Source organism: Thermohalobacter berrensis (genome assembly GCF_003609645.1).
GTDB classification, from domain to species: domain Bacteria; phylum Bacillota; class Clostridia; order Tissierellales; family Thermohalobacteraceae; genus Thermohalobacter; species Thermohalobacter berrensis.
Genome location: NZ_MCIB01000001.1, coordinates 427,160 through 439,034 on the forward strand (window position 1 = coordinate 427,160; position 11,875 = coordinate 439,034).

Consider the following 11,875-nt stretch of genomic DNA (forward strand, 5'->3'; position numbering starts at 1 on the left):
CATCATCCTTTACTCTAGTTTTGTTCCCATATAATAATGCTTTAATATTTCTTCATAAGTATAACCTAATTCGGCCATTTTTTTAGCTCCCCATTGACTCATGCCTAAGCCATGTCCCCAGCCTTTTCCATTAAAAATATATTTATTTGGACTAGAAGGAACTACATTTTTCTCGCTTCCATTTGTTATGTTAAAATTACTTTTAAATCTATTTATCCTACTTCTATTAGCTAATTGATAACCATTACCTGAAATTACATTTACACTTTCTAGAGTTGTTTTTACAGGTTTACTACTATACCCATTTAAAACATAAATATCAGCATCAGTTTCTACTTGGAAAAGGGTGCTCTTTAAATTATTATAGCCAAATACTTGTCTTATCTTATTTTTTTCAAGTATAACTGATCTTTCAGTCCCTATTACTTCTAATTCAATTACCCTACCATTTTCTGAATACTCAATTGGTCTAAGTTTAATTAAATTACCCACATCAATTCCTGAACTCTTAAGTTTTTCATTTATCTTCTCTTTATCCATTACTATTTTCCAATTATCATTTGGAGACCCTAGAGAAAATTCATCCTTTACACCTCTTAAATATGGTACTCTTGTGCTCCACACATTTTCACTATTTTCAGTATATCCTCCACTAGATGAGTGGAAATAAGTGACAACTAAATTTCCTTTATATTTTAATATCTTGCCAGATGTCTCATCAACTGCTCTATTACTCCTTGACCTTTCCCAGTCATAACCTCCATAAACTTGGCAATGTATCGTATCGCATAAGTCATATCCTTCATCTGCATGTCTATACATACTAGTTAAAGCATAGTTTCTTGCAGCTACAGCTTGAGCCTTTAAAGCCTCTAAGGGCCAATTTGGCGACATTTCCCTAGGCACTACACCATAAAGATAATGTTTTAGGGTAACATAATTAATAGTTATCAATTCATCATTGTTTCTATCAAAGGTTATATAGTCCCTATATCTGTTATCTTCAACAGCTATTAAATCTTTTGATTTTATATATATATTGTCATTAGCATTATATATAAGTATAATATCCCCTTTTTCATCCTCAATTACTACCTTGTTAAAATCATTTTCTACAACTTCTAATTTATAATCTAATTTTTCCTTTAAACTTGATAATTCTCTTTTAGTTTCGTCTGTACTTGTATATTGCCCAATGCCTAATTTAAATCCACTATCATATAATGGATAAGCCTTTATTCCTTTATCCTTTAAAATATCGATTTCTTCTAAAACTTCTTCATAAGTTCTAAATTCCTTTTCTACCTTTATATGATATGGACCTATTTGTGGTTCTTGACCTTTTAATACTCTTTTATATATACCGTTCTCTTTAATATAAAAGTCATCTAATCTTACTAAAATATTTTCCTTATCTAATTCAATAAACTCTTCGAAACTATTGTTCCAAAATCCTAAAAAGAAATTATTACTAGCTTTTAAGGTTACATAATAATTAGAATATACAGGCCTTTTCAAACCAACCCTTATATACTTTTCATCATTCTCTATACCATAAGCATCTAAAGTAATCATAGTAACAAATACGCATAATAAAATAAAAAGAATGCCAATTTTCCTTTTCAAGATTTCACCCCTAACATACTTGTCAATTTACCTAAACCTAGAGATAATATTTAAAATTATTGTTAAAATTATACTTACTACTATTGAAGTTACTACTGGAAAAAAGAAAGTAAAATTACCTTTTTGAATTACTATATCCCCTGGTAGTCTATTAAGCCCTATCTTCTGAAGTAATAAAATTAGTCCTCCAACAAATATTAAAATAAAACCAATAGAAATTATAAACCTACCAATTGAATCCATACCTACCACCTCTATTCATTTTTAGGTTGTATTCGAAAATGATCATAACATTTTTTCGTTACAACACGTCCCCTTGGAGTCCTGTTAATAAAACCTATCTGTAATAAGTATGGTTCATATACATCTTCTATAGTATTTCTTTCTTCCCCGGTAGATGCAGCAAGTGTATCTAATCCTACTGGTCCTCCATTAAATTTATTTATAATTGTTAATAATAACTTTTCATCAATCTTATCAAGCCCTAATTCATCTACTTCTAGTAATTTTAAAGCATTTTGCGCAACCTTTTTATTTATTATTCCATTTTCTACTACTTGAGCATAATCTCTAACCCTTTTTAATAATCTATTTGCAATACGTGGTGTTCCTCTAGAACGCTTTGCTACTTCTAAAGCACCATCTTCATCTATTTCTACCCCTAATATTTTGGCAGACCTCTTTACTATCTTTTTAAGGTCATCAACTGAATAAAAATCTAATTTACATATAACACCAAATCTATCCCTTAAAGGTGATGTCAATTGTCCAGCCCTTGTTGTAGCACCTATAAGGGTAAATTTTGAAAGGTCTAATCTAATTGATTTTGCATTAGGTCCTTTACCTATAACAATATCTAAAGCAAAATCCTCCATGGCCGGGTACAATATTTCTTCTACACTTCTATTTAATCTGTGTATCTCATCTATAAAAAGTACATCATTTTCATCTAAATTTGTAAGAATTGCTGCTAAATCTCCAGGTCTATCTATTGCTGGTCCAGAAGTTATTCTAAGATTTACTCCCATTTCATTTGCGATTATTGATGCTAATGTAGTTTTACCCAGTCCTGGTGGACCATATAGAAGAACATGGTCTAAGGCTTCATTTCTATTTTTGGCAGCTTCTATAAAGATCTTCAATTTGTCTTTAATTTTATCTTGACCTATATAATCATTAATAGACTTAGGTCTTAAAGTTGTATCTATTTCTCTATCTTCATCTTTTATTTGGCTTGATATTATTCTGCTTTCAGTTTCTTCCATATCTATCAATTCCCTTCCTATCTTTTTGATAATTCTTTTAATGCAATTTTTATTATATCTTCAGTTGTGTATCCGTCTAATTTATTTTTTGACAATACTGTATTTACTTCGTTTTTAGTATAACCAAGGGCTAAAAGTGCATTTACGGCTTCATTAAAATCATTTTTTATAGTCGGTTGTCCAAATTGAACATCCTCAACTATATTATCACTTATCTTATCTTTTAACTCAAGTATTAGTCTTTCTGCAGTTTTCTTTCCAATTCCTGGTGCCTTTGATAAGGCCTTAGTATCTTCATTTATTATAGCTATTTTTATATTAGCAGAACTCAAAGTTGATAACAATCCTAATGCTACTTTAGGCCCAATTTTAGAAACAGTTAAGAGTAATTTAAACATGTTTAATTCATCTTTACTTAAAAATCCATATAATGTCATTTCATCTTCCCTTACATATAAGTGGGTATATATTTTCCTATTATTATATTCATTACCTATACCGGCAATAGTATTTGTTGAAGTGTATATTTTATAACCAATATCATTATTAGCAATTACAATATAGTCTTCCCCTATCTCATCTATTGTTCCTTTAATATATTGATACATTTTATCCCTCCGTTATTCCATTTTAAACATATCTTTAAATTTTCCAGAATGTGCATGACAAATAGCTACAGCTAAAGCATCTGCTACATCATCAGGTTTTGGTATTTCTTTAAGATTAAGCATCATTTTTACCATCTCCTGTACCTGTCTTTTTTGAGCCCTTCCATAACCTACAACCCCTTGCTTTACTTGTAGAGGAGTATATTCATATATATCTATCCCATAATTTGCAGCTGCAAGTATTTCCACTCCTCTAGCCTGTCCAATCTTTATAGCTGTTTTTACATTTTTGTTAAAAAATAGCTCTTCAATTGCAAATGCCTCTGGCTTATACTCTAAAAGAATATTATATAAATTATCATACACAATTTTTAATCGCTTAGGAAAAGGTAGTTTAGATTCAGTTGTGATAGCACCATAATCAATAACATTAAACTTATTGCCTCTATATTCTATAATACCATATCCCGTTATTGCAATACCTGGGTCTACTCCTATTATCCTCATAAAATCAACTCCTTATACAAACATATATTCGATATTTTAAGTTAAATTCCTCTAGGAAATAATTGTTTTCTAAAATACACTTTATTTTATTATAATAAAAATGCCGAGGGCTATTAATCTCCCTCGACATTTAGTGTTTTTCAATCATTATTCTAATAATTATATTCTTTATCTACCTTACTAATAATTTTTGTTAACTTATAAAATTTTCTAATATATTCCCAATTTCTTCTTTACTATTTACTATAATTCCTTTTTTCAATTTTTCTTGGTCAACCTTTTTTAAAAGTGTAACATCTTTGTCAATTATTTGATATATAACTCTTTTCCCATTTTCATCTACTCTGTATATGGCAATCTTATTATCCTTTACTCCAATTATATAATGTTTAGGACACAGCTGCTCTTTTTTTATATCTATAACAATTTTCTTGTTAGTAAAGGTTGATATCTTCCAATAGGGATGTTCTTGTGATATATATTCTCTAAATTGAGCTTCAGTCATATTAACTAAATTTTCATCAACTTTTTTTCTTTCTTTAATTACGTCTCCACACTCGGTATAATAGGTATCATATTCAATATATGTATTAGGACTGATTATAACAGGATTTTCTTCACTTATTATCATATCCTTTACATTTTCATTTTCCTTAGGCTTATTATTATTATTCTGGTTGCTCTCACTAATCTGATTAAAGGGTTTTTCACTTATATTATCATTTTCAATAAAATAAGTAACTAAAAATCCTATAATAAATAATACTAAACACGCAGTAAAGATGCTAAATCTGGAAATACCTCTCATTTTTATCCCTCCTAAAACTATCTAGAGGGATATTATCTCCAATATTTATACATATTATTCATACTTATAAAGTAATTAAAGATAACGTCTTAATACTTTATCGTTAATAGCATACCAGCTGGCATCCTTATATATCTTCTTTAAATTCTTAATTAACACATTAACTATTGCCTTATATATTTTATCAAGTTCGCTTTCTCTTAGAGAATAGTTTTCTTCTTTAATAGTGAAGTTATATGGAGTAAAATCCATTTTTAACTGCTTGTCAATGTATTTATCGAATTCCTTTACCTTCTTTTTTATAATTTTATTTGAAAAGGTATAAACTAAATTCGATATGTACTTATCCTTTTTCTCTTTAGAATCAATTTCTTTCATAAATTTATCATGTAATTTATGTATTTCTTTATGATTAAAATCAAAATGAAACAAATATTTACTCTTATATAACTTCTCCAATCCTTGTATTCTCACAGCTTTTTCTTCAAGAGCATTTATCCATCTATTGTTGTAAAAACCATACTTATATCCTTCTAAATAGAAACATAGTTCTAATCTACTAATGTCTTCATGAATTAGTGAACTTATATTTTGTGCTATTATATCATTATTATTTTTATTTTTAAGTATATGTTTTATTTTGTTTTTAATCTTATTAGTTGATATATATCTTGGATATATATTATTTATATTTTCTTCTAAATCATATAAAGAGAGCAACATATGTATAGAATTAATATCACTATTAAATAGAAATCTGTACTTTAACCCCTCATAAATTTCCCATAAATTAACTGGCGATGTTGTCATGGGTATCCCTCCCTTTAGCAATTATTACCAAAATATTGGAGGGTTATAACATACATAATTTTATTTTCTATGATTAAAATAATTAATAGGAATTTAGATTCTTTTGGTACTCATTAAAAAGTCCCTAATTAAAAGTGTAAAAAATAGCCCTTATCACTCAGATAAAGGGCGATCTGTAATTGCATTTTGCTGACAGCAATTTTCTACTTTTTTCGTGATACTGTTACAGTATACCACATGATTAAATATAAAATCAAGGAGAAAAATAAAAATAATATCTTTTCAGCAGAAATAAGCTTATTGACCCATTCTATCTAGCTCCACATGAGTATAATATTACTAGAAAATTTAATTAGATTACTTTTCTAATTTAATATTTTCAAAGCCACTTTTTTCTTTTCGCTTTGATAATCTAACTTTATTTAACTCCTTTAGATTAATTCCTTTAGCCTTTAAAATAATATAAACTACTTCAATTAAATCAGCTAATTCTTTAACTTCTCCACTTTCAAGATATTCATTTAGCTCTTCTTTCAACTTAATATTTAAAATTTGTAAATATAAGTCATTATCTAATATTTTATAATAGGTTTTTTCCACTTTCCTCAATAATCTCAGGTATTTTTCCCTAACCAATTTATTATACTTTATGATACAGGGATAAATTCCTTGCATTCTAATAATTTGCTCAATGCATTATATTTAACTTTTATATTATCTTTTAAAGTTTATCATTTATATTTACAATTTTCTATCCTTTAAATTAATTTATTGTCAGTTAATATTACTTTAATTTTTTATACTTTATTAGACCATCTATCTTTATCTAGAAGTATTTCGCTACCATCTGTTATTAACTCTACAACAAAAGGTTTATCTAAATTATGTATTTTTTCTTTAATTTCTCCTAATTGTTTTATATGTGAAATTTTTACTGATTCTATTCCCATGGATTCAGCCATATCTTTAATTGATACTCTGCTAAAAATACTTTTACCTTTATGGCTTCTTCCATATACAAGTTTTCCTGCGTGTTCTACTAATCCAAACATTGAATTATTAACTACAAAATAAATAATTGGCATATTGTGTTCTTTTGCTGTTAACAATTCCATTCCATTCATATAAAAACTTCCATCACCTACTAGCACAGCATATTGCCTGTTTGGGTTTGCTAAATATGAACCCATAACACCTGCAATAGCTGTTCCCATAGAAGCATAATGTATACTTGTTTGAAAATCCATTTTTTCTTTCAATGGCAAGTATTTGAAGCTAAAATTCATATTTTCTCCCATATCTTGTACAAAACAAGTATCCTCAGGTACAATATCAACTATTTTTTCCATAAAAATCCTTAATGATAATCCTGTATGATTCTTTGTATAGGGCTTGTTTATATCAGGTTTATAAAATACATTATTCTTAGGATGAATATTTTTATTTATCTTTTTAATTGCAGCCTCTAAATCATAATATACAGGTATATCAGTTTTAAAAACTTTATTAAATTCATTTTTATCCCAATCTATATGAATAACAGTTTTATTTTCAACTAGTGTTTTTTTGTATGCTCTTGTGGACATTTGTCCTAAAGATGACCCTAATACTAACAAACAGTCAAAATCTGTATTGTCTATATATTCTGCAGCTCCATCAGTGGTGCACCAACCATAGTTACCTAAGTTATATTCAAATTTACTTGATATTAATCCTTTCGCATTTGGAGTTGTTATAGTTGGCCATTTTAGTGTACTACTTAATTTTTTTATTTCCTCTGTTAAGCCTCTAGCACCTCTGCCAACCATAATTACCCCAGTATTCTTATTATTTATTGTATTTGTAGCTTTCTTTAAACTTTTATCGTCAAATTTAGGTTTTAATTTATCTCTATCTATCCTATCTGGTATTATTCCTTTAAACTTGGTTAATTGGACATCTGTTGGAATAGAAAGATGAACCGGTCCATGTGGCGGCGTTAAAGCTATTTTTAATGCTTTTTCAAATTCTTCCATGACATTGTCAGGTTCAAATACAGTTTTACTATATTTTGTTATTGGCGTAGTAATATCTGTAGTTATCATTTCTTGTAATGCATTTTTGTTCATGCTCTCTCTTTTTACATAACTACTTACTATAAGTACTGGTAACTTATTTCTATATGCATCTGCTATACCATTAATAGCATTATTTACTCCCACACACCCACCTATTAAACAAACACCTAAATCTCTTTTTAGATCTGCATATCTACCAGCAGAATAGGTGGCTGCAGCTTCATTTTTTACAACTATATAATCAATGTCTATATCATTTAAAGCATCGTTAAAACCTGAAAGCTGTCCAGTTGGAATACCGAATGCATGTCTTACTCCATTTTTATATAAGTATAGAAGAATAGCATCTGCTATTCTCATAGTTTAGTGCCTCCTTTACTTCCTATATTTCTAGTTCATTGCTATATTTGCTTATAATTTCTTTCAATTTCTCAATTTGTTCATCAGTCATCTTGTAAGGCTTTTTAATGTATGCTATATCTACAATCGAAACTACTTTATCATCCTTAATTACGGGAAAGAAATATATACTTGCTATACCAAGGACTTTCCATTCTATAGGAACTTCCTCTAGATTGCTTGTATCTTTAATAACACTTACCTTTTTCTCTTCTAATGTCCTTTTTATAAATTTATCATTTTCAACCTTTGACTCATATTCTTCATGGAAGTCAAACCATTCATCTGCAGATAAAAATTCTGTATTCTTTTTAATAACTGGGATTATATAACCATCTTGTATTTTTAAAAGAGCAATTTCATCTATTTCAATTACTTGACTAATTTCATCACATAATTTATTAAATATCTCTAACATATCTATCTCTCCTTTTTAAAATACTAAATATAGATTTAACAATTAAAATACCCTCTAAAGTAGAGTACTATTTTCCTACTTAACTACTTTAGAGGGCTAAGTGGTAACCAAAATTTAAAATATCTATATTAAAAGCCTTGTTCTTTTAACCAAGCATCTGCTTCCTTTTCATCTGTAAATGCTGTAGGAGCAAGTTTATCTTCTCTTGCTATTCTATTCATTTGCATTTTTACAACTGCACTTGATACTATAATTGCACCTGGCACCATACCATTTTTCTTACACCATTCTAGGTGTTTTTTACCTGTTTCAGTTATACTTGAAGTTTTATATTCTCTAAGATCAGTACATTTAGTCCATTTTTGACCTTTTAATGCTGGAGCAATTTTATTTTTAAATTCCTCATGATAACGTTCCATATCTTCATCCTTGAAAAGTCCTATAAGTTTTTCATATACAATATTCCTATTAGTATTAACTTTAACTTCATACTTTCCTTGTGTATCTTTAATTATCATACTAAATAATTCCTCCTTTGTTAAAATAAATATTTCTGACAAAGAAAGTATAATAATTTATTTTTATCTTTACAAGTTATAATTTAACTCATATTACTTTATTTGGTTATTAGATCGTGTCTTTTCACCATCTCAATGTAAATAATTTTACCAAGGCAAACATTTTCTCATATTTCTCAAAAAATATTTTTTAAATTTTTTTAATATCATTCATTTTATAAATAAAAAATAAAACACCTTATTGTGTTATGTAATACTTTAACACAATAAGGTGTTATAACTCTCATTTTAATATTATTTTTTAAGCATCCAAATCCTCTGGCATATCCCAGTTGTGATATACGTTTTGTACATCATCGTTATCCTCAAGGGCATCTATAAGTTTTGACATGTTTTTAATATCACCTTCATCTGACAATTCTTGGGTATTCTGAGGTATATATGTCAGTTCGGCTGTTGAGAATGTATATCCTGCTTCTTTTAAGTTATCTCTTACTTCTGAAAAGTCCTCTGGTGTTGTTATTATTTCATAATATTCATCCTCAGTATTAAAATCCTCAGCTCCAGCTTCAATTGCCTCCATCATTAGTTCTTCTTCATCAATTTCATCTTTTTTATCAATTAAAAGAATACCTTTCCTATCAAACATCCAGCTAACACAACCATTTGCTCCTAAGTTACCACCAAATTTACTGAAATAGTGTCTTACATCTGCTGCTGTACGATTTTTATTATCAGTTAGGCCTTCAACTAATACAGCTATTCCTCCTGGACCATACCCTTCATATGTTATCTCTTCGTAATTTACTCCCTCTAATTCACCAGAGCCTTTTTTTATTGCTCTTTCTATGTTATCATTAGGCATATTTTGTGCCTTTGCCTTTTCAATGGCATTTTTTAAAGCTGTATTATATTCTGGGTCAGCTCCACCTTCCCTTGCAGCTACAGTTATAGCTCTAGCCAATTTTGTAAATATCTTAGCTCTTTTAGCATCTTGTCTTCCTTTTCTATGTTTAATATTGGCCCATTTTGAATGCCCAGCCATATCTAGTCCTCCTTCTTTTGAAATGTCTTAAATATTTTAACATAAAGTAATAAATTCTTCAATTATACATGTCCTGTATTTAGATGAATTCTATTTGACTATTTAAATAAAAAAAGTAAGGGGAAATACCCTTACTTTAAAAAGGATTTTATTATGGTGAGGTCAATGTATTCAAAAATTGATTTTAGTCTTCAATTTCAATCTTTACAATAGTATTATTGACTATTTCAAATTCGCCGTATTGACCAGTTTCTAAATCTTCTATTTCAGCATCCTCTTCATCTTCAACCTCTATATCAGCATTATCATCTACATAATAAGTAAATTCCTCGTCATCTACTTCTATTACAAGTTTTACTTCATCTGAAGTTTCAAGTATATCTTCTATTTTACCTTCTACATCAAATTCCCTATTTTCGGCATATATAGTTTCTACTATATCATCAGATAATTTTGCTTCTACTTCCATACCTTTCTCTAGATCTTCTAAATCTCTTTCTCTATCTTCAACTTCAACATCAGCATTCTTAGATAGTTTATACCTTTCTTCATCTATAGTAATATGATATACACCTCTAAGGTCTAGATCATTTATTATCCCTTCTACTTCTTTAATTTCATTCCTTTCTAACTCTTCATGTACAAATATCTCTCTAGCTCTATTATCTCTATCTACTGTAATTGTTACTATATCACCTGCTTCAATATCATGAACCCTACCTTCTCCATTTTCAAATTCAACTTCAACATCATCTATGATTTTAAATACTGCTACCATTTCTTTTATCTCTATAGCAATTCCATCTAAATCATCATCAGAAAGTTTTATAACTTTTCCAGTATATTCTCTTATTATTTTGTCTTCATCATAATCTTCATCAATAATTTCTATATATATAGCCTCACTATTTTCTAATTCTATTCTAACCTTTGATCCTTTTTCGATATCATCATAGTCTATTTCTCTATTATCCTTGTATACTATTACATCATCATCGACTTCATATTTCTTTAGATTATCATCTATTTCTAATATAACCTCATCATCTCTTACTCTATATACTGTACCAATTATTGTACTTTCATCAATTTCATTATCAACTTTACTATCTAATCTTGAAAATAGAACTGCCATTTCTGCTCTTGTTAATGTACCCATAGGATTAAATCTATCTTTGTCATCACCTTCCATAATCTCTAGTTCATTTACTAAGTATACATAACCAACTGATCCCTGAGGTACTAATGCAGCATCAACAAAGGGTAAATCTTCATCCATATGATCTTCTGCATCTTCTTCATATCCAAGGGCTCTGATTACATATTTGGCTACTTCATGTCTTTTAGCAGACTCATAAGGATTAAAATACATTAAATCTACATCATCTAAAATCCCTTTTTCATAAGCAACAGTTATGTAACCTTTTGCCCAATCCTGGATTTTATCACCTTTATATTTTTCAGGAAGTTCATCTATTCTTTTACTTTCATCTTCCCATCCCATAACTCTAAGTGCCATAATAATAGTTTCAAGCTTGTTTACTGGTTTGTGAGGTGCAAAAACACCTTCACCATATCCCCTAATTAAACCCTTTAATTTCATTCTTATAATATCTTTTACAGCCCAAGGATACTTTTCAATATCCTTAAATATTTTTTTAGCTATTCCTGGAGGTAGACCACCTTTTTTAGCTAATCCAGGAGGCATCCAACCTTTCCATTCAGGATCTGCATATGCAGTTGAAAAACTTAACGAAACAAGTACAGTAAACACTAAGACACTTGCTATAATCCTTCTCACTTTTATACCCCTC

The 11,875-nt window shown here is 28.8% G+C and carries 13 protein-coding genes; all 13 read right to left on the reverse strand.

Annotation, left to right across the window (positions count from 1 at the left end):
• Positions 1–9: 9 nt before the first annotated feature.
• Positions 10–1,626 carry a SpoIID/LytB domain-containing protein gene (locus BET03_RS02220; protein ID WP_120166787.1) on the reverse strand — a complete coding sequence of 539 codons (1,617 nt, stop codon included), beginning with the start codon at positions 1,624–1,626 and terminating at the stop codon, positions 10–12.
• 27 nt (positions 1,627–1,653) lie between these two features.
• A complete protein-coding gene (locus tag BET03_RS02225; RefSeq protein ID WP_120166789.1) occupies positions 1,654–1,869 on the reverse strand; it encodes a DUF2905 domain-containing protein in 216 nt (71 codons plus the stop codon).
• A gap of 11 nt (positions 1,870–1,880) precedes the next feature.
• Entirely contained in the window at positions 1,881–2,891 is a 1,011-nt protein-coding gene (gene ruvB, locus BET03_RS02230) for a Holliday junction branch migration DNA helicase RuvB (protein WP_183108677.1), read from the reverse strand.
• Positions 2,892–2,908: 17 nt separating this feature from the next.
• Positions 2,909–3,499 (reverse strand): Holliday junction branch migration protein RuvA, encoded by a 591-nt coding sequence (ruvA, locus tag BET03_RS02235; protein WP_120166791.1) that lies wholly within the window; start codon positions 3,497–3,499, stop codon positions 2,909–2,911.
• A 12-nt stretch (positions 3,500–3,511) separates the two neighbouring features.
• Positions 3,512–4,006 (reverse strand): crossover junction endodeoxyribonuclease RuvC, encoded by a 495-nt coding sequence (ruvC, locus tag BET03_RS02240; RefSeq protein ID WP_120166794.1) that lies wholly within the window; start codon positions 4,004–4,006, stop codon positions 3,512–3,514.
• A gap of 193 nt (positions 4,007–4,199) precedes the next feature.
• Complete coding sequence (locus tag BET03_RS02245; protein ID WP_120166796.1) at positions 4,200–4,814, reverse strand: BofC C-terminal domain-containing protein; 615 nt, start codon at positions 4,812–4,814, stop codon at positions 4,200–4,202.
• A gap of 75 nt (positions 4,815–4,889) precedes the next feature.
• Positions 4,890–5,624, reverse strand: coding sequence for a hypothetical protein (locus BET03_RS02250; protein WP_120166798.1), 735 nt, complete (start codon positions 5,622–5,624; stop codon positions 4,890–4,892).
• Positions 5,625–5,981: 357 nt separating this feature from the next.
• A complete protein-coding gene (locus tag BET03_RS02255; protein WP_120166800.1) occupies positions 5,982–6,224 on the reverse strand; it encodes a nucleoside triphosphate pyrophosphohydrolase in 243 nt (80 codons plus the stop codon).
• A 197-nt stretch (positions 6,225–6,421) separates the two neighbouring features.
• Entirely contained in the window at positions 6,422–8,041 is a 1,620-nt protein-coding gene (locus BET03_RS02260; protein ID WP_120166802.1) for a thiamine pyrophosphate-binding protein, read from the reverse strand.
• Positions 8,042–8,063: 22 nt separating this feature from the next.
• Complete coding sequence (locus tag BET03_RS02265; protein WP_120166804.1) at positions 8,064–8,498, reverse strand: GAF domain-containing protein; 435 nt, start codon at positions 8,496–8,498, stop codon at positions 8,064–8,066.
• Between the two features lie 128 nt (positions 8,499–8,626).
• The gene (locus tag BET03_RS02270) at positions 8,627–9,016 is read right to left on the reverse strand and encodes a hypothetical protein (protein WP_120166806.1); all 390 of its coding nucleotides are present in this window, start codon (positions 9,014–9,016) and stop codon (positions 8,627–8,629) included.
• A gap of 301 nt (positions 9,017–9,317) precedes the next feature.
• A complete protein-coding gene (locus tag BET03_RS02275) occupies positions 9,318–10,061 on the reverse strand; it encodes a YebC/PmpR family DNA-binding transcriptional regulator (RefSeq protein ID WP_120166808.1) in 744 nt (247 codons plus the stop codon).
• A gap of 184 nt (positions 10,062–10,245) precedes the next feature.
• Positions 10,246–11,862, reverse strand: a complete 1,617-nt coding sequence (locus BET03_RS02280) for an S-layer homology domain-containing protein (RefSeq protein WP_120166810.1) — start codon at positions 11,860–11,862, stop codon at positions 10,246–10,248.
• Positions 11,863–11,875 lie beyond the last annotated feature (13 nt).